Genomic DNA, 19,226 nt, shown 5'->3' with positions numbered 1-19,226 from the left:
GGCAGTGCATGGAACTTTAGGGTGATTGAAAAATTGTTCCCGAATTCTTCACAGTTTCTCCCTTCCGGCATGGAGAAAGAAACAAAAAAGCGGCTCCCCGCGAGGAGGGAGCCGCTTTTTTGTTATTGTGCCCGGACTTTGATGCCGTCCTCTTCCATTACGACATGGAAGGCTTTGATTTCGTTGTCATCCAATAGAAGATCTGTCATTTCGTCCTCGATCAATTCTTGGATGGTTCTTCTGAGCGGGCGTGCTCCGAAAGCGGGGTGGTAGCCGATTTCAGCGATTTTTTCTTTCGCATCATCGGTGACGCTCAGGCTGATGCCGCGCTCTTTTAATGTGTCTTCAAGCTCTGTGAGAAGCAGGCTGACGATTTTCACGAGATGTTCTTTTTTTAGGGATTGGAATTCAATAATGCTGTCAAACCGGTTTAAAAACTCCGGTTTGAAGAACGCGCTCAGTGAATCAATCAGCGTTTGTTCTTCCATGACGCTCTCTTCAGATTGGAATCCGACTTTCACCTGTTTTTCGCCGGTTCCAGCGTTGCTAGTCATAATCAAAACGGTATCTTTGAAGCTGACCGTTCTGCCCTGGCTGTCTGTCAGACGTCCGTCCTCCATAATCTGCAGAAACATATGCTGGACATCAGGGTGGGCTTTTTCAATCTCATCGAGCAGCACGATGCTGTACGGATTGCGGCGCACTTTTTCCGTTAATTGACCGGCTTCATCGTGTCCGACATATCCCGGCGGTGAACCGATAATTTTTGATACGGCGTGTTTTTCCATGTATTCACTCATATCGAGACGGATAATGGAATCTTTTGTACCGAACAGTTCATCTGCGAGTGTCTTTGATAACTCGGTTTTTCCGACTCCGGTCGGTCCGACAAAGAGGAAGGAGCCGACAGGTCTGTTTTTGGATTTTAAGCCGGCGCGGCTTCGTCTGACCGCTTTCGCCACTTTTTTCACGGCTTTTTCCTGACCGATGACACGCTGATGAAGATGCTCTTCAAGTTCCTTCATTTTGACTTGTTCATCAGCCTGGAGTTTTCCGACCGGAATGCCTGTTTTCTGTTCAATGATGGCTTGAATATGCTCCGCCCCGATTTCAGGTGAAGAGGTCGGTGTTTCATGCGCCAGCTGCTTTTCCAATGCCGCTTCTTCATCACGCAGTTTCGCGGCAAGCTCATAATTTTCTTCATGAAGCGCTTTTGTTTTCTCCGCGTCAATTGCTTTGAGTCTCTCAGCCGCATCTTCTTCATTTACGGTATCAAGCTCCAGGTTCGCCTTAGAGCCGGCTTCATCTAATAAGTCGATCGCCTTATCCGGCAGGTGGCGGTCCTGAATGTAACGGGATGAAAGCGTAACACAGGCGTTTATCGCTTCATTGCTGAATGTGACGCCGTGATATTTCTCGTATTTATCTTTAATGCCTTCCAGAATGCTGATGGCTTGTTCTATTGTAGGCTCGTGAACCATGACAGGCTGGAAGCGTCTTTCAAGCGCCGCATCTTTTTCAATCTGGCGGTACTCTTTAAGCGTTGTCGCCCCGATGACCTGCAGCTCGCCTCTGGCAAGCGCCGGTTTCAGGATGTTCCCGGCATCCATTGATCCCTCGGCAGAGCCGGCGCCTACGAGAAGGTGAATCTCATCAATGAACAAGATGACATTTTTCCGTTCTTTTAATTCGTTCATTAATTGTTTCATTCTTTCTTCAAACTGGCCTCTGATCCCTGTATTGGCGACGAGAGAAGCGACGTCAAGCAGGTAAAGCTCTTTGTTTTTCAATTTGTTCGGCACATCGCCTTCAGCGATTTTAAGCGCGAGGCCTTCTGCAATAGCCGTTTTACCGACGCCCGGTTCACCGATCAGCACCGGATTGTTTTTATTCCGGCGGTTCAAAATTTCAATTACGCGCGCCACTTCATTATCGCGGCCGATCACAGGGTCAATCAGACCTGCTTTTGCGCCGTTTGTGACGTTTTGAGCGAGCTCGTCGAGCAGGCCTTTTTCAGGGCCGGCCTGCTGTTTATTTTGATTGGGAGCGAAACCTTGCTCAAACGGGAATCCGAATGATTGCGGCCCCATGCTCATAGACGGTTTTCGGGTTAATTCTGTATAACATGTTTCACATAAAACGAATTGTTTTTGAATGGAATTGACTTGCATGTTCAGGCGAATCGTCGCCTCGTTTTTCTGACAATGTTGACAACGCATTTGCCAAAACCTCCTCGAAAAATGTTTGATCATCTTTGACCAAATGGGTTAGAAAATAAGGCCGAAACTTTGACCTTCTTTGATTATTAGTATACTCTGACCTTCTTTGACTTTCAAGTATTTTGTTTCAAACCCCGAAAAATAAATGTTTACAGCATGATAAGTGATATTCGTGAGGTTTGATTATTTTTGACCAATATAGTCGGAAAGGAAATGAAATGCTTTGACCTTTCTTGATGAAGAGTATACGCCGGCCCTTTTTTTCTTTCAATATTTTTGCTTAGAGGAGAGAGCTGAATCTGTTTTTTCCGGGGAAGGACGATTTGTTCGTCTTTTCGGGAGACTTGTCTCATAAGCATATATAAAGGCCTGGACAAATCTGCGCTTAGCCGGAGGGTGAAATGGGACAAACAAAAGGTTCTGCAAGTCAGCTTGCATTTGTATACGTAGGCACGGTTGTAGGAGCCGGTTTTGCCACGGGACGGGAAATCGTTGAGTTTTTTCTGAAGTTTGGCTGGCTCGGTCTGTTCGGTATCGTGGTAAGCGGTCTGATGTTTACATATTTAGGCGCCAAAATCATGATTATTTCCAAACGGATTCATGCAGCATCTTATCAGGAATTGAACACATATTTATTCGGCCAGTCCATCGGCCGCGCCGTGAACATGTTTATGATGTTTATATTGCTGGGAGTGACCTCTGTCATGCTGTCCGGAGCTGGAGCGCTATTTCATGAACAGCTTGGCTGGCCCGCACAAGCGGGGATCCTTCTGACGATCGTACTGAGCCTTGCCGTCATGACAAGCGGTGTTAAAGGTGTGTTCGGCGTCAATATATTGGTGGTGCCGCTTTTAATTTCTTTCTCTTTTATCGTGACAGCTGATTCATTTGTATTTACAAGCACGAGAAACGCGGACGAATGGGTATGGCCTGACAAGTGGAACTGGCTTTTGTCCGCCGTCTCTTACGGCGCGTTAAATTTATCGCTCGCCCAAGCCGTCCTTGTGCCGCTTGCGAACGAAATGTCTTCAGAGAAGGTGATCAGAAGGGGAGCTTATATAGGCGGCGTTCTGTTGACACTGGTGCTTGCCGCGAGCTTTTTATCATTATCGGTGCTGCCGGATGTGCTGGAGTTTGACATTCCGATGGCTCAAGTTGTCTATTCGTATTCGCGTTCGCTTCATATCATTTATTTGTTTATTATTTTCGGGGAAGTGTTTACGTCGGTTATCGGCAATTTATACGGATTGGAAAAACAATTAAACAGTTTTCTTCATATAAAAAGTACATATATTTACGGCGGCATTTTGGCGTTTGCTTTCATTATCAGCCAAATCGGTTACGGACAGCTGATTTCCACCGTTTATCCGGTGTTTGGGTATGTGAGTCTCGCTTTCATCGGCGCATTGATTTGCAAAAAAATCCCGAAAGAAAAATAAGGATATAAGGAAAATGTCTGTATTTTTTGGGAATTCCCCTTCTTTTTCCCTGCCATTTCTGTATAATGAATTGGGAAATGATGGGGAGGAGTAAGAGATGAAGGATCGACGTGTATTATTGGGATTTATTTTTATTTGTATCGGCATTGCGTTTTTTTTACAGAAGGCGGGAGTTATACATATATCCGCAGGTTCGGCGTGGCCGTTTCTTTTCATTATAATGTCCGCAGGATTTCACGCCGGATTTATTTTTGCGAAAAAAACGCCTGAACAGGCGGGGCTGCTCGTTCCCGGCGGTATGTTTCTTGTGCTGGGCTGCCTGTTTTGTTTTGAGACCGCAACGGGATGGACGTATTCAGGCATGACGTGGCCTGTTTATATATGGGCGCCTGCTCTCGGTCTGTTTGAGCTGTGGTATTTCGGCGGGAGAAAGATCGGCGTATTGATTCCTGCTTTAATCCTGACAGCCGCGGGAGCACTATGCTTTGCCGGTATGCTGATGACGAGGCTGTGGCCGCTTTTGATCATCGCAGCCGCGCTTTTGTTTCACGCCGCTGCCTTTATGCAGCCGAAAAAAAGATCGGGCCTTCTTATTCCGGGCGGCATTTTGCTTGTGACGGGCGGCTTGTTATGGTTTGAAACGCTGACGGATTGGACATACGCAACGATGACATCGCCTGTTTACCTCTTTGCCGTTGCATTCGGGCTGTTTGAAGCCTGGCTGTTCGGCAGAAGGCAAAGAGGGCTTTTGACTGCTGCGGCGGTTCTGTGCGCCGCGGGCATTTTCGGCATATTCACCAATGCAAATGAAGTCATCAGCGAACGCGGCTGGCCCGCTCTCATTCTGTTGCTGGGCGCCGCTTTTCACATTCCGATTTTCGGCCCGAAACCTGTCAAAAACGCGGGGCTTCTCGTACCGGGCGGCATCTTATTGATTACGGGGATCTTGTTTGTCTTTGAAACGGCAACTAATTGGTCTTACTCCGATGTGACATGGCCTGTTTACCTGTTGGCAACGGCATTCGGTTTATTTGAGCTGTGGCTGTTCGGCGGGAAACAGAAGGCGCTGCTCATCCCGGTTGCGGTGCTGACCTTGACAGCACTTTGCTTTATGATGACGTATCAGCCGATCATTCCGGTTTCTGTTTTCTGGCCTGCTTTATTTGTTCTGATCGGGATTGCGCTGATGGTATTTCCGGGGAAGAAACGCAGAGCTTAAACCCGCTTTTGCAGCCTGACACAGGGTTCAGGCTGTTTTTTTATTGTCACGGGAAACAACATTATGGTATGATAGCAAAAGTGAAAAAAGAAGAAAATCCGTATTGATGCGGGAGAGGTTCTAGCTACACCCTCTATAAAAAACTAAGGACGAGCTGTATCCTTGGATACGGTTTTTTTATGTTTTTTAGGGCGCCTTCTCCGAAAAAGGCGCTTTTTTTATGGAATGATAGATAAGGGAGAGAAAGACATGAAAAAAGAAAAAGCAGTTGTGGTGTTCAGCGGAGGCCAAGACAGCACGACTTGTTTATTATGGGCTTTGCAAAACTTTGAAGAAGTGGAAACCGTTACATTCCATTATAATCAGCGTCACCAAGAAGAAATCGATGTGGCAAAATCGATTGCCGAAAAGCTCGGTGTCAAAAACCACTTGCTTGATATGTCTCTTTTAAATCAGCTTGCGCCGAATGCGCTGACAAGAGATGATATCGAAATTGAAGCGAAGGACGGGGAATTGCCGACAACCTTTGTACCGGGACGCAACCTTGTATTTTTATCCTTTGCATCGATTCTTGCATATCAAATCGGCGCGCGCCACATTATTACCGGTGTTTGCGAGACTGATTTCAGCGGCTACCCGGACTGCCGTGACGAGTTTGTCAAATCCTGCAACGTCACCGTCAACTTGGCGATGGAAAAGCCGTTCGTCATTCATACGCCCCTTATGTGGCTGAACAAAGCAGAAACGTGGAAACTTGCGGATGAGCTCGGCGCGCTTGATTTTGTAAAGAATAACACACTGACTTGCTATAACGGCATCATTGCGGACGGATGCGGCGAATGCCCGGCATGCCTGCTCCGCAATAAAGGATATGATGAATATATGAAAATGAAAGGAGAGCGGAACTAATTGCTTTCTCAAATTTACCCGCAGGTTCAGCATCCTTATTCGTTTGAGTTGAATAAGGACATGCACATTTCAGCCGCGCACTTTATTCCCCGCGAAAGCGCCGGAGCGTGCAGCAGAGTCCACGGGCACACGTATACAGTAAATATTACAGTTGCGGGGGATGAACTGGACGATTCAGGCTTTCTCGTGAATTTCAGCGTGCTGAAGAAATTGGTGCACGGCGCTTATGACCATACATTGCTGAATGACCATGAGGAATTTTCTGATGATGACAGATATTCACTGCCGACGACCGAGGTCGTGGCCAAAACGATTTATGATAAGGTGCAGTCCTACCTCGAAACACTGGAGAATCAGCCGGTCTGCGTGCAGGTTTTTGTCAGGGAAACCCCGACAAGCTATTGCGTATACCGTCCGAAAAAAGGTGATAGGAATGGCTAAAGGAATTCCGGTATTAGAAATTTTCGGACCGACGATACAAGGGGAGGGCATGGTTATCGGCCAGAAAACCATGTTCGTCCGCACGGCGGGCTGCGACTACTCCTGCAGCTGGTGCGACTCCGCTTTTACATGGGACGGCTCAGCCAAAAAAGATATCCGCTGGATGACGGCGGAAGACATTTACCGCGAGCTGAGAGAAATCGGCGGAGACGCCTTTTCCCATGTCACCATCTCAGGAGGAAACCCGGCGCTGTTAAAGCAGCTTGACGCGCTGATTCTGCTGCTGAAAGAGCACGGGGTGCGCGCCGCTTTAGAAACGCAGGGAACGGTCTATCAGGATTGGTTTACAATGATTAACGATCTGACGATTTCACCGAAGCCGCCAAGTTCGGGGATGACAACCGATTTTGCAAAGCTCGATCACATTGTGTCTTCGCTTGATGCGGCAGAAAGGCTTAACGCGGTCAGCTTAAAGGTCGTCATTTTTAATGATGAAGATCTGCAATTCGCGAAAACCGTGCACAAGCGGTATCCGAATATTCCGTTTTACCTTCAGGTCGGAAACGATAACGTCCATACGACGGACGACCGGGCATTGATCGCACATCTGCTCGGAAAATACGAAACACTTGTTGATAAGGTTTCTGCCGATTCGGATCTGAATCTCGTCAGAGTCCTGCCTCAGCTGCATACATTGCTTTGGGGCAATAAACGGGGAGTTTAATAGAAAGGGAGATTTATATGACAAGAAAAGAATCAGAATTAGAAGGAGTTACGCTCCTGGGGAATCAAGGGACAAACTATTTATTTGAATATGCGCCGGAGGTTTTGGAATCATTTCCGAATAAACACGTGAACCGTGATTATTTCGTTAAATTCAACTGCCCGGAATTTACGTCGCTTTGCCCGAAAACGGGACAGCCGGATTTTGCAACCATCTACATCAGCTATATTCCGGACGAAAAAATGGTGGAAAGCAAATCGCTGAAGCTGTATCTTTTCAGCTTCCGCAACCACGGAGATTTCCACGAGGACTGCATGAACATCATCATGAATGATTTGATCGAATTAATGGACCCCCGCTACATTGAAGTATGGGGCAAATTCACGCCAAGAGGCGGAATCTCCATTGACCCGTATACAAACTACGGCAGACCGGGAACAAAATATGAAAAAATGGCCGAACATCGGATGATGAATCATGATATGTATCCGGAGACGATTGACAACCGTTAATCATTCCATTGTGTGATACGGAGTGCGAGACGAAGTGGGGTCACAGTAAAAGCGGGAAAAGTCACACATGAAAATGGCTCTACTCGTGGGAACTGCGTCAAAAAGTGTGACCCAATAGGGACTGACCCCCGTTTTTGAGACAGGGATCAAAACACCTTCATACAGCCAATTGCCGATATTGTATCGGTGATTGGCTGTTTAGTTTCGTTTGAATACGAATATTGTTATAATAATGAATGTATTCTATGGCAGTACGTTCTACGATGGCCGTCGTAGTTCGATCAATGCTGTTAAGATAGAACGTTTCAGACTTTAGTGAGGAATGAAACGATTCGATGGAGGCATTATCAGCTGGCGCCCCTTTGCGGGATATGCTCATGGTAATGCCTTTTGTTTTAACAGCTTTCTCATACTCATAAGATGTATAAACAGAACGCAATTCTTCTACCAGTTTGATTGTCGTTTCCCTATCAACTTCCTTTCCAATTCGTTGTACTTTTTTAACACTTCATTCTGTTGTCTCAGATAACGATTTTCTGCCTGCAGTTTCTCTAATTCGGAAGAATACTCCGGGCCTTTTCCATAAGTATATTGCTTTCCGAAAGGCTGTTCGAATCGATGTGTATCTCCAGTCTTATGCCATCTAACCCATGTCTGAACCTGTGTCTTATTCTTAATATTCAATTCCTGCATTATCTCTTTCATAGGCACGCCTGCCAATCTCATTTCTACAGCCTTCTGTTTCACTTCAACCGGATAACTCACTCTTGTCCCCATAGAAAAAACACCTCCAAGTCTAATTTCGGCTAACAACCATCCGTTTCCAAACTTGAAGGTGTTTTTTTATTTGTCTCATCTTATGGGGGCAGTCCCCTTATACAAATAAGTGATTTTTATTTTAAGGATTCCAATAGGAGTCTTTTATAGGAGGGCGTCTGCATGAAAAAAAAGAAGGTTATTGGGCTTGTGTCTCTCCTTATAGTTATATTAGGGTTAGCCGTAGTCATCCCTATGCACATAAACAAATTAGACACCACAAAGCTAGATGAAATTGCACAAAAAACTAAAGATAATAAAAAAGTAAGTGAGTATTTTGATGATGTATGGATGAATGAAGTGGAAAAAATGCCAGGTCATGTATATGATATATCGTTATCAGCAAAATCCAATTTCAAAGACTTATCTGATGAGGAAAAGTTAATATTGTTGGGGAATGTTACTGATACAATCCAAGAGAATTCAAGGTTAAATTCAATTGAATGTGGAAGGAATAAATCATGCTCAATAAATGAAGTATTTGTGTTGCCAAACAAAAATGATAAGGCACACAGTTATACAATAAAATATGATCCAGTTGCAAAACCTGAAGATAATGTATTACATGTTTATAGGTATCAAAATGATGATAGAGATTCAACCCTTATTAATACAACAGAAGTGAAACTAAGCCAAGGTGAGACTGACCATAATGAAAAAATAATTTATATTGGAATGTCTAAATCAGATGTGTTATTGGATGACTGGGGGAAACCTTTAGATGTAAAAAAAACAACAACAGCTTATGGAACTAATGAACAATGGATATATAGCGGCAACAGATAGTTATATTTCGATGACGGGGAACTAACAACAATACAGGATTAAATAAAGCTCTATCCTTAAATGGATAGAGCTACTATTGTTCATTAAATATTGGGAAGTACTCATTTGTATTTGGTGCTGGGAAGGGGGACTGCTCCCAAGATTTTCTCCTTGTAAACTCATAAAAAGTCCTTGAATCATAAAAAATGAGCTCTTTACCTTCTAACTTGCCGAAGTGATTTTTAATACTCTCTATAATAAATCGACTAGAATCAGTTTCAATAGAATGAACTCCAAAAGCTATATAATTCACTTTTGAACGTTTTATTGTATCTATCAAGTGCTTATCGTACATTGGATTTAACCCTTGTCCTAAAATTGTTATGCCGCCGTCAGCTTTGAAAAGACTGTTAAAACAATACCTTAGATAATAATTATTTTTGATTTGAGAATGCTTTTTTTCTGAAGCGCCTTCTGAGACATAAATAGGAAAGAATTTCTCTTCATACATTTGTTTTATCTCTGTTAATAAATCTTCACTTTTAGAGTTAATCTTTATGATTTCTCCTTGGTCTTCATAAAAATGAAGTGCGCCATGCAGATGAAGTAGTTTTATATGGTTAAAGGTAGTAGGTTGAAAACTCAATGTCTCATCGCTTGAATTTCTGTAGGAAAAGCCGTCTTGTATATTCCTTTCAAAGGGCTTACGTTTTAATCTTAATAAAGCCCAATATGATAATAAGTCATAGTTAGTGGTGAAAATATTCTTTTTGAATACATTGAGGCTCCAGGCTAACTTACTAATGTGTAATTGCGAGTATAAAGGATGTATATCTTTAACTGCTTTAATGAGTAGATCTTTAATTGTGTTATATCTTTCATCTAAATAGTCGGTGACTTTCATCAATGTTTGATTAACTTTTTGTGCGGTGAGAAGTGAGTTTAAAACTAACTCAAAATTAGTCGTATCAAACGCTTGGAATAAGTCTAGTTCTTGTCCGGCTAATAATTGCTTTTTTACTAGATAATCATATAGTCCGCCATACTTAAAGCTATCAAAAAATTCAATTGAAAATCCATTGCCTATAAGTTGTCTAATATAGAGCGGTACTCCAATGCAAGTGTCTTAAAATCATACAATTCAGTCATTTTCCCCCTTCCTTAGTTAAAAATAGGTTTTTGATTTTATTTTACCACATTTCGGAAATTTAATATGTTGTTTTGAAGGAAATACACTGATCCAATAACAAAATTATCCCCTCACAATAAGTAAGGGGATTTTTGTTTAATATTCACATGGTTTATCTTCGCACTCTGTCTTTTCTTTAGCATCAACATACGATGAAGTTATAGTGTCATTTGACTTGTCATAAATCCCCCAAAACTCTTTTTCTTTGTTGCCGTTCAAATAACCCTCTGCATTAATCCCTCCCATTGGATCTATTTCATATTTGTCCGAGAAATCAATTTTATCTATACCTTCATAGTTGGCATTTATGTAATCAGTCATTCGTTTTTTAGCTTTATCAAATAACTCTAGTTCTGCAGTCTTAACTTTTTCTTGATTTTCATTATATTGGTGTTTCATGTATATTCCCCCAAGTGTTATAATGATGATTGCTGACAACAGGATAATAATGTATTTTTTCATAAAACCATCCTTTCAGTGCTTATTTTACATGAGGAGCGTGTCATTGTACATGAGCAAGAAGGCTAAGGTTCCTAATATAACTGACCAAGATTACTATAGTATTAGTCAACTAACTTATCGAGATGAATATTTAAAAAAACATTTCTCGAAAAACATACCCGTGAAGATTAATTCAGGTAAACAATATTTCATAGATAAAATCAAAAAAGACCCAGACACAGGCCTAGATGTTTATGTATTTGTTCAAGCGAAGAAAAAAGAAGGCAAATGGGTAAAACCAAAAGAACCAGAAAATGTCGTTATAGGTTTTCAAGGAACAAACCAGGAACAAATCAAAGCTGATGTTATAAGTGCAGATGGCGGCAACGTAGTCATGGGTAAAGACCCGAAAAAGAAAGTCCAATACATAATGAAAAAAGATGCATCTGAAAACTCTAAAGCTATTGCCAAGTATAACGGCAGTATGGAACAAGCAATGATGATTAAGAGCGGAGAATACAAAATTGTCACTAAGACATCTCAATTCGATCAAGGTGATAAGCTCGTTGCCAATGAAGTGAAAAAGTATGCTGGCACTAACACAGTGATTTCGACAACAGGTCATTCACTTGGAGGGGCAGATGCAGAATACGCTGGTGTAAACAATAACGTTTACAGTGTAGCTTTTAATAACCCTTCCATTGTTAAGCTGCACGCTGAAGAAACACAGAAGAAAATCAGAAATGGCGAATTTGATTTGTATCATAAAGCAATTATTAATCCTGATGATATGGTGGGCTCAGGTTGGTTTTTAGAATACGACAGACACAACGGAACAACCATATATACGAAAGATCCAAGCATCGCACGTCAAGATCGTGCAAACCGGCTTAATCCGTCTCTAGGTATTCCTGGTGTTTTAGGGAGTCTTATTACTTCTTTCTATGGCCAAGCATTTGCAAAAAATCCAGATACTCATAGTTTAAATGATTCGAACTTTACATTTGATAAGAATGGTAATATCCAGAGTGTTGATGGCAGCAAAGGTGTTTATAACCAGAATATCGAATCATTCTCATCTTTCTCAGGCATGAATGGTCAGACAATTAAAGTAGATGCAAAGTATGCAAAAGAATTAGCTAAACGATTACAGGCAGCTATCGAAGACTTAAAAACAAAGAAACAAGCAATTGAACGATTCCCTCATGATCACAGCAAAATGGTTTATGACGTAAAATCTATTTGCGGGAAGAGGTTAGGAGAATTCAAGGATCTAGATCCAAGCGATGTTGATAAAGCTGTATTGTTTCACGCACCTTATGTGAAAGATGGGGCAGCATTTTATGACTCAGAAGAACAGTATCAAACTGAGGCTTCTTTTCATTATTTGATTAGAGATTTAGAGGATATTAGTGAGTTTATTGTTAAAATGGCTGAGGATTTAAAAGATAAGGATAATGAATTAGCAAGCTGGTTACGGTTGTAAGGGGGGATTTAAATTGCCATATGGAGTTAATATGGATGCAGATGAGTTTTACAGACGGTTACAACAGAATGAGGAATTAAAAAAAATTGTGGGCTCAAGTTTAAAAACTCATTGCCAGAATCTAAAAGAAGACACAAAAAACGCATCAGACTTTTCTTCAGCACAACAGGTTATAGCTGAAGTGTATGTTGCTTTACTCTCTTCATTTGAAGGTAAAGCTAAAGAAGCATTAGTCCAAAGGCTTAATGAAAATGCGACTATGCTGACAAATGCTACAGAGAACAGAAGTGCTTTTCTGAGGAGTATAAGGACTAAATAATTAAAACAACCTCTTCACTTTAGATGTGAGGGGGTCTTTTTAACTTATGATGTAGCAAAATTCGCAGACGTCTGCGAAAATGCTCAGTTATTCAATCTCTCTTCTAATTCATGAATACGTCTTTCTAAACTAGAGAATTTCTTATCGTTATAACTACGATCAAGTTCGATGTTCTTGTTGATCAATTTGAGCATCGACATAACTTCTGCAGGTTCATTTTCCTCTATATGGGAAACTGTATCCTTGATTTCCTTTACATCCTGTTTAACTTCAGCAATATCCTTTGAATATTTGTTTCTCCATCCCGTTCACCTCTCCTTACAGTATAAAAGCTATTTCAATGGTTTTGTTTAACGGTTTGTCGAATTCTCTTCTACAAACTCTACAACCTAAACCCCGCCTTTTAAGCGGGGGTATTTTTCGTCTCTGCCACGCAGCCAAAAAGGTGCATGATATTCGCACAGAACTTCTATAAGGAAAAGAGAGATCATTTGGAGAAAAGAAAAAGACGAGTAAACCCGGGGGGAGTGTACTCGCCGCTTCAATACGTGACGGGTGCTGGATGGCAGCTCGTCTGTTTCATTATAAAATAGGGAACGTATGTTTGTAAAGGCCTGCGCTGTTTTTTCTCATTCGGAGCGGATCAATTGTAAAGGAATGGCCAGCATGGTAGCATGTCCTGTAAAAAGAAGGAGTGTTCGTTATGGAGCCGTTAGAGTTAAACGGTGTAAGGCTGAAAATGTATGATTGTAAAGAAAGTGCGGGCAAAAACGGCCGTATGATTTCATTCGTATTGAAGGTGACCTCTGAAACGTATCATGATATTGCCGTCCTTTTGTATGAAAAAACATTTGACATCAAGGCGCCCGAGCGTGGGCTTGAATTCCGCGGTAAAATAACCAACTACTATACATCCGTCACAAATCTTTACAATAAAGATGAGACCAGTGATTTTTTTGTAGAAATGACCGAGATCTGAATTCATTTGAAAAAGCTGCCGGGCGGCAGCTTTTGTGCGGGATATGTAAATGGTTCGGATTGTTCGGGGGGTTTAATAGGAGTCTCTGATGATTTTATAATTCTTATGGTTGACGACAGTGAGGGAATCTAATTCAAGGTCACGATAATTATCCATGATGGTTACATCAACGATGACGGAGTTTTCATTTACTTTTTCAACAATACCGGTTAATCCGTTTTTAAATTCAATGACGTTTCCAACCTTAGCAATTTTCACGAGCTTCCTCTCCTTTATCATAAATCCTGTTTGAAAATATTTTGCAGTATTTTCTTTAAGAAGTAAAGCGATATGGGTATCAGCCCGCTCAATCATTGTCCCGGCGGGGGAAAGATGGTATATTGTTTTTCGGGAAAAAGCCGAGAAAAGGAGGCTGTATTCGTTGCTGCCTGAGGAAATTTCAGAACGTATCAACCAAATGCGCATCGGTGAAATCAAAGAATTCAGGGTGCAGAAAGAACATTTTCTTGCATTTCGAGCAGTTTTGTCGAAGCAGGAAGATTTTAAGCATTTCCGCGGTATTGCCCAGCAGGGCGGAGATGTTATCTTCCAGTATTTAGAACAGCCAAGAAGCTGACGGCTCCTCGCACTTGAGGAGTCTTTTTTTGTTTTCGCTGCTTATTTCATCTGGCTGTAACAGATGTAAACAAAATGTAAAATCCCTCCGATGGATACTTTTACTGCTATTTGGTTAATGTTGTGAAAATGACGGCTGTTTTCCTGCCAATAACAAGGCTGTTAACAAACTTCTTCCATCATAAAAGCTGATTGGGAGCATTGGAAAATCTTTAACCGTGAATTTGCGTACAGCTCTTGTTAAGGTAGTGAAGTATTTAAGGAGGAAATCGTATGACGACAAAATTTGCTGCCTTGGCTGTCTTTTTTCTATGTTTTATGCCTGCATCAAAAATTGAACATACAGAAGCTCTGTTTACTTTTGCGAAGAAGCCAAAGCAAGAACCCAGCACACTGGTTGCTGATTTAAATAAAAAAAGCCCGGTTCCGAAGCTCTCAGAAACGGATCATAAGCACTCTATCCAACCGATAAAGCTGTCATCTCACCAAGAGAAGAAAGCAAAACCGGACGAGACGGCTTATCAGCCGCCGAAAAAAACGTATTCCCGCGCTGACAGACAGCTCCTGTCACGTCTCGTTCACGCAGAAGCGAAAGGTGAATCTTATAAAGGGAAGGTTGCGGTAGCCAGCGTAGTGCTGAACCGTACTGAAAAAAACGGTTTCCCGGATACCATTCGGGGCGTGATCTATCAAAGGAATGCATTTGAACCGGTAGCAAACGGAAGCATTAATCAAAAGCCGGATAAGGATTCCATCGCCGCCGCAAATGAGGCGCTAGACCATCCGGGCAGAGAAACGAACGCGTTGTTTTTCTACAATCCGAAAACGGCATCTGACCACTGGATCCGTTCCCGAAAAATTATCGAACGGATCGGCAGACACGTATTTGCGATGTAAGCATAGCGGGATCAAAAATATCCCCGCTATGCTTTTTTCAATTTTGAGAAATCGAAAATATTTTCAGAACTTGTCTCATATGATGATGGAAGAACGTGAGACAAGGAGAGACACCATGAATCGATTTGTGAAAGGGATCATTCTTTTATCCATCGCCGCCTTTTTCGCGGAATGTCTGGAATTTGTCGTGAATATGATACTGGCGCGGGAGCTTGGCGAGCATGGGATGGGGCTTTACATGAGCATTCTGCCCACCATTTTTTTAATTATCGTGATCGCCAGTCTGGAGCTTCCGATCTCTATTTCAAAATTCATCGCGGAATCCAATCAGAAGCTGCATGAAAGCATGCTTCGGCATGCCTTCAGAATGACCGCCGTTTTTACCGCGTTTTCAACCGCGGCCGCAAGCATCGCGCTGCCGTTCATTCCTGTATTCGATACGTATCACCCGTTTATTAAAGGGATTGTCATCGGGCTGATTCCAGTCGTCGCTTTTACATCCATCGCCAGAGGTTATTTTATGGGTGTGCAGCAAATGGGGAAAATCGCGGTTGCGAATGTCTTGAAAAAAATCATTCAAGTGCTTTGTCTGTTTATCTTTTTTCAATGGTACTCTTTTGAAATTGATATGGCCGTGCTTATTTCGTTATTTGTGCTGGTCGCAAGCGATGTTGTGGTGTTCGTTTACTTGTATACGCAGTTTATTTTGGCGCGGAGGGCGCTTTCCGGCCATCAGCACATTCATCTTCGCGGGAAAGACGTGCGGAAACGCCTCCTGGCCGTATCCATCCCGACAACGGGACTTCGTATATTTCATGCGGTGACAAACGCAATTGAACCCTTCTTGGTTAAAGGAGCGCTGCTGGCGTCCGGGGCAGCCGGGACCGCCGCGATTGATCAATACGGAATGCTTGCCGGTGTAGCGATGACAATCGGTTCGTTTCCCGCATTTATCGCCCATTCGCTGATGGTCGTCATGATTCCCAGCATTTCAGAAGCGTATGCGCTGTCCCAATATGATATTGTGCTGAAACGGCTGAGACAAGCGATTTTTATTACATTCGGCTACGGCATTCCGGCGGTCTGGGTCATGTTTCAGTTCGCGGGCCCGCTGACCCATTTGTTTTTTCAGTCTCCGGAAGCGCAGTATTATTTGCAGCTTTTGTGGCCGTTTTTTCTTTTTCATCTGTTTGTGATGCCGCTTCAGGCCTGTCTGATCGGCATCGGCCACGTGAAAACGGCGTTTTATCATAACGTATGGAGCAGCATTGTAGGTCTTTCAATGATGTATGTGCTCGGTTCTATGCCGGAATTGCAAATGCTCGGCATTATACTCGGTATGAATACCGGCATGATTCTTCTGACAAGTTTACATTACGTGACGATCTGCAAAGACCTCGGTGTCTCCGTGTTTTTGACGGGCGGCGGAAGAACAGCTCCCCGGATCGAAAGCTGAAAAGGCTGATACATTTCAATAAGGAAGGGCAAGCTATCCGAAACGCGTGAAAGGAAGATCATATGCATAAAAACCGTCTAATTGTATGTGCAGTCCTTTTGATAGCTGCCGCCGTCTGGATGCCTGAAGCAAAAGCCTCATCAGAAAAACAGGCAGTTCCCGCCGTGTTTCTGATGAAGACGATTGAAGGAGACGAAATATCGATTCCGAATAAAGGGCAGAAAACGATTTTGCATTTTTGGACATCGTGGTGTCCGCCGTGCAAAAAAGAACTGCCGCAATTCCAAACCTATTTTGAACAGCATCAGTCCGATGATGTAAGCCTTGTAACGGTAAATTTGATGAATGCCGAGCAAAATAAAAATACCGTTCAAAACTTTGTCACTCAGCACCATCTCACATTCCCGATTGTTCTTGACACGAAAGGCGAGCTTATGGAGGAATACGATGTCATGACGATTCCCACGTCATTTCTGCTGAATGAAAAAGGAGAAATCGAAAAAAAGATCGTCGGTCCGATGACCGTCTCACAATTAAAAGAATGGTCAGAGAAATAAAAAGGTGCGGGAGGAATTCCTCCCGCACCTTTTTTGCATATAATGAACAGCTGAAGAAACGCTAATGATAATTATTATCAAAAAGAAATTAAAACAATTATAATTGAAATCTTCCGCCGGCATGCTATAATAAAGAAAACACTGCGATAACACTGTGAAAATGCTGCCTGTCAGGCGGCTGTTTTACTTTTATCGGGGAATTGAAGATGATTTGCGTTCTCAATTAGAGAGGAGAATTCATAATGAATGAACAAGTGATGACACAAACCCATTCACAACAGCAGATACAAGAAGAGCGGGCCGGAAAAAGGTGGCTCCAGCATGCAGAACTCATTGCGGCGCTCGTATCCGGCGTCCTTATTCTTGCGGCCTGGTTTTTTACCGAAACAAAAGGCCTGTCCGTCACTTTGTATATCCTTGCCTTCCTGATCGGGGGATTTGCAAAAGCAAAAGAGGGAATTGAGGATACCATTGAGACGAAGGCGTTAAATGTGGAACTGCTGATGATATTTGCGGCTGTCGGCTCCGCCCTGATCGGTTATTGGGCGGAAGGCGCAGTTCTTATCTTTATTTTTTCGTTAAGCGGCGCGCTCGAAACATATACGATGAATAAAAGCAGCCGTGATTTAACATCCTTGATGAAACTGGAACCGGAGGAAGCGACCCTGCTTGCGGACGGACGGGAAAAGCGGGTGCCGGCTGCTGAACTTAAGATCGGTGACATGATCGTCATTAAGCCGGGCGAACGCGTAGCGGCAGACGGGATTATTGAGTCTGGCGTGACGAGCCTCGATGAATCGGCGCTGACGGGTGAAGCGATGCCGGCGGAAAAAACAGCAGGAGATTCTGTGTTTACAGGAACGGTAAACGGAAACGGCTCCTTAACGGTCCGTGTGACGAAAACAAATGAACAGTCTTTATTCAGAAAAATCATCCGGCTGGTGGAATCAGCCCAAAACAGCGTGTCACCGGCTCAGGCATTTATTGAGCGATTCGAAAGTGTCTATGTCAAAGGCGTGCTGTTAGCCGTGGCTGTGCTTTTATTCGTTCCTCATTTCGCTTTAGGCTGGAGCTGGAGTGAAACCTTTTACCGGGCGATGGTGTTTATGGTGGTCGCCTCCCCGTGCGCGCTTGTTGCTTCTATTATGCCCGCTGCGCTTTCCCTTATCTCAAATGGGGCCCGCAACGGATTATTGGTTAAAGGAAGTGTGTTTTTAGAGCAGCTGGGAAGCGTACGGATGATCGCATTTGACAAAACCGGCACGGTCACAAAGGGACAGCCGGCAGTCGCGGCATTTCAAGCAGCGGAAAATGTGAGTGAAGATGAGATCATGCAGGCGGTGTATGCGATAGAAAAGCAATCAAGCCACCCGCTTGCAAAAGCGATAGCTGAATTTGCCGAAAGCCGGGGCGCCGCGCCCGCAGGCCATCTATCGATTGACGAGACGTCCGGATTCGGTGTTCAGGCTGAAATAGAAGGCGTCAAATGGATGGTCGGAAAAGCGGGATTTGCAGGTGAACATGCGGCAGATGCTTTTTTGCAGACATCGGGAAAAGAATTAAAGGATAAAGGCTTTACACTGGTCTTTGTTAAAAAAGATGACCGGATTGCAGGCTGCTTCGCCTTAAAGGATCAAATCCGCCCTGAAGCCAAAGCCGTGATGGCTGAGCTTGAATCACTGGGCATTCAAACAGCCATGCTCACCGGTGATCAGTCTGAAACTGCGGCTGCCATCGCGAAAGAGGCGGGCATGACGACGGTTGTTGCCGATTGTCTGCCGGACCAAAAGGCAAAAGAAGTGAAGAAGCTGAAAGAAACGTACGGCACAATCGCCATGGTCGGAGACGGCATTAATGACGCGCCCGCTCTGAAAACCGCTGACGTCGGTATTGCGATGGGCGGGGGCACGGACGTGGCTCTAGAAACGGCTGACTTAGTCCTTATGAAAAATGATCTTCACAAGCTTGTGAAAATGTGCAGACTCTCAAGGAAAATGAACCGGATTATTAAGCAGAACATTGTTTTCTCGCTCTCAGTCATCTGCCTTTTGATCTGCGCTAACTTTCTGCAGGTGATGGAACTGCCGTTTGGCGTAATCGGGCATGAGGGGAGCACGATTCTGGTCATACTGAACGGACTGAGATTATTAAAATAAACATGACAGCCGCACATCACGGGCGGCTGTTTTTTTTAATGTTCGTTCACAGCATAAACGCCGGAAAACTGATAGAATGAATAAAGA

General features: G+C 43.3%; 19 protein-coding genes, 1 pseudogene and 1 riboswitch. Of the genes and pseudogenes, 15 read left to right on the top strand and 5 right to left on the bottom strand.

All coding sequences use genetic code 11. From position 1 onward, the window contains the following. Positions 1-122: 122 nt before the first annotated feature. Positions 123-2,219, bottom strand: a complete 2,097-nt coding sequence (clpE, locus tag MJQ52_RS04300; RefSeq protein WP_070081723.1) for an ATP-dependent protease ATP-binding subunit ClpE — start codon at positions 2,217-2,219, stop codon at positions 123-125. A gap of 401 nt (positions 2,220-2,620) precedes the next feature. Here clpE and MJQ52_RS04295 point away from each other — a divergent pair, with 401 nt between their 5' ends. The 6 genes from MJQ52_RS04295 (at position 2,621) to queF (ending at position 7,463) form a co-directional block, all read left to right on the top strand. Beyond that, on the top strand, positions 2,621-3,658 hold the full coding sequence (locus MJQ52_RS04295; RefSeq protein ID WP_094246992.1) for a YkvI family membrane protein: 1,038 nt from the start codon (positions 2,621-2,623) through the stop codon (positions 3,656-3,658). A 97-nt stretch (positions 3,659-3,755) separates the two neighbouring features. Continuing rightward, complete coding sequence (locus MJQ52_RS04290; RefSeq protein WP_094246991.1) at positions 3,756-4,877, top strand: hypothetical protein; 1,122 nt, start codon at positions 3,756-3,758, stop codon at positions 4,875-4,877. Between the two features lie 108 nt (positions 4,878-4,985). Further along, a riboswitch (PreQ1 riboswitch) is annotated at positions 4,986-5,030 on the top strand. A 96-nt stretch (positions 5,031-5,126) separates the two neighbouring features. Continuing rightward, positions 5,127-5,786 (top strand): 7-cyano-7-deazaguanine synthase QueC, encoded by a 660-nt coding sequence (gene queC / locus MJQ52_RS04285; protein WP_003154679.1) that lies wholly within the window; start codon positions 5,127-5,129, stop codon positions 5,784-5,786. 60 nt (positions 5,787-5,846) lie between these two features. Continuing rightward, a complete protein-coding gene (gene queD / locus MJQ52_RS04280) occupies positions 5,847-6,227 on the top strand; it encodes a 6-carboxytetrahydropterin synthase QueD (protein WP_228841473.1) in 381 nt (126 codons plus the stop codon). Beyond that, positions 6,220-6,951 carry a 7-carboxy-7-deazaguanine synthase QueE gene (queE, locus tag MJQ52_RS04275; RefSeq protein WP_003154676.1) on the top strand — a complete coding sequence of 244 codons (732 nt, stop codon included), beginning with the start codon at positions 6,220-6,222 and terminating at the stop codon, positions 6,949-6,951. Before queD ends, queE begins: the two co-directional genes overlap by 8 nt. Positions 6,952-6,968: 17 nt before the next feature. Then, on the top strand, positions 6,969-7,463 hold the full coding sequence (queF, locus tag MJQ52_RS04270) for a preQ(1) synthase (protein ID WP_003154673.1): 495 nt from the start codon (positions 6,969-6,971) through the stop codon (positions 7,461-7,463). Between the two features lie 157 nt (positions 7,464-7,620). Here the strand turns inward: queF and MJQ52_RS04265 are convergent. Continuing rightward, positions 7,621-8,240 (bottom strand): annotated as a pseudogene (locus MJQ52_RS04265) (IS3 family transposase). Between the two features lie 162 nt (positions 8,241-8,402). Between MJQ52_RS04265 and MJQ52_RS04260 the strand changes: the two are divergent. Beyond that, the gene (locus MJQ52_RS04260; protein WP_071391919.1) at positions 8,403-9,065 is read left to right on the top strand and encodes a hypothetical protein; all 663 of its coding nucleotides are present in this window, start codon (positions 8,403-8,405) and stop codon (positions 9,063-9,065) included. A gap of 73 nt (positions 9,066-9,138) precedes the next feature. On the opposite strand, the gene MJQ52_RS04255 is transcribed toward MJQ52_RS04260, so the two are convergent. Continuing rightward, on the bottom strand, positions 9,139-10,113 hold the full coding sequence (locus MJQ52_RS04255) for a DUF4917 family protein (protein WP_237727427.1): 975 nt from the start codon (positions 10,111-10,113) through the stop codon (positions 9,139-9,141). A 216-nt stretch (positions 10,114-10,329) separates the two neighbouring features. Next, positions 10,330-10,695 (bottom strand): DUF1433 domain-containing protein, encoded by a 366-nt coding sequence (locus tag MJQ52_RS04250; protein ID WP_094246990.1) that lies wholly within the window; start codon positions 10,693-10,695, stop codon positions 10,330-10,332. Between the two features lie 49 nt (positions 10,696-10,744). Here MJQ52_RS04250 and MJQ52_RS04245 point away from each other — a divergent pair, with 49 nt between their 5' ends. From MJQ52_RS04245 to MJQ52_RS04235, 3 genes are all read left to right on the top strand, one after another. Continuing rightward, positions 10,745-12,160 carry a lipase gene (locus tag MJQ52_RS04245; protein WP_094247888.1) on the top strand — a complete coding sequence of 472 codons (1,416 nt, stop codon included), beginning with the start codon at positions 10,745-10,747 and terminating at the stop codon, positions 12,158-12,160. A gap of 13 nt (positions 12,161-12,173) precedes the next feature. Next, the gene (locus MJQ52_RS04240; RefSeq protein WP_016936335.1) at positions 12,174-12,479 is read left to right on the top strand and encodes a hypothetical protein; all 306 of its coding nucleotides are present in this window, start codon (positions 12,174-12,176) and stop codon (positions 12,477-12,479) included. Positions 12,480-13,182: 703 nt separating this feature from the next. Continuing rightward, positions 13,183-13,458 carry a DUF3219 family protein gene (locus MJQ52_RS04235; protein WP_071391917.1) on the top strand — a complete coding sequence of 92 codons (276 nt, stop codon included), beginning with the start codon at positions 13,183-13,185 and terminating at the stop codon, positions 13,456-13,458. A gap of 72 nt (positions 13,459-13,530) precedes the next feature. On the opposite strand, the gene MJQ52_RS04230 is transcribed toward MJQ52_RS04235, so the two are convergent. Beyond that, the gene (locus MJQ52_RS04230; RefSeq protein ID WP_003154669.1) at positions 13,531-13,716 is read right to left on the bottom strand and encodes a YkvS family protein; all 186 of its coding nucleotides are present in this window, start codon (positions 13,714-13,716) and stop codon (positions 13,531-13,533) included. Positions 13,717-13,879: 163 nt separating this feature from the next. On the opposite strand from MJQ52_RS04230, the gene MJQ52_RS04225 reads away from it, so the two are divergent. From MJQ52_RS04225 to MJQ52_RS04205, 5 genes are all read left to right on the top strand, one after another. Further along, positions 13,880-14,074 (top strand): hypothetical protein, encoded by a 195-nt coding sequence (locus tag MJQ52_RS04225; RefSeq protein WP_003154667.1) that lies wholly within the window; start codon positions 13,880-13,882, stop codon positions 14,072-14,074. 272 nt (positions 14,075-14,346) lie between these two features. Continuing rightward, positions 14,347-14,970, top strand: a complete 624-nt coding sequence (locus MJQ52_RS04220) for a cell wall hydrolase (RefSeq protein ID WP_003154665.1) — start codon at positions 14,347-14,349, stop codon at positions 14,968-14,970. Between the two features lie 115 nt (positions 14,971-15,085). Next, positions 15,086-16,426 (top strand): polysaccharide biosynthesis protein, encoded by a 1,341-nt coding sequence (locus tag MJQ52_RS04215; RefSeq protein WP_057079972.1) that lies wholly within the window; start codon positions 15,086-15,088, stop codon positions 16,424-16,426. Positions 16,427-16,488: 62 nt separating this feature from the next. Beyond that, complete coding sequence (gene stoA, locus MJQ52_RS04210) at positions 16,489-16,983, top strand: endospore biogenesis thiol-disulfide oxidoreductase StoA (protein WP_094246989.1); 495 nt, start codon at positions 16,489-16,491, stop codon at positions 16,981-16,983. Between the two features lie 242 nt (positions 16,984-17,225). Next, the gene (locus MJQ52_RS04205; RefSeq protein WP_044053151.1) at positions 17,226-19,139 is read left to right on the top strand and encodes a heavy metal translocating P-type ATPase; all 1,914 of its coding nucleotides are present in this window, start codon (positions 17,226-17,228) and stop codon (positions 19,137-19,139) included. The last annotated feature ends 87 nt before the right edge of the window (positions 19,140-19,226 follow it).

Origin of the sequence: Bacillus sp. jun7, assembly GCF_051034795.1 — a bacterium.
Classification (GTDB): Bacteria; Bacillota; Bacilli; order Bacillales; family Bacillaceae; genus Bacillus; species Bacillus velezensis.
Note: the sequence above shows the minus strand (reverse complement) of the source record. Positions and strands in the feature narration are given on the sequence as shown.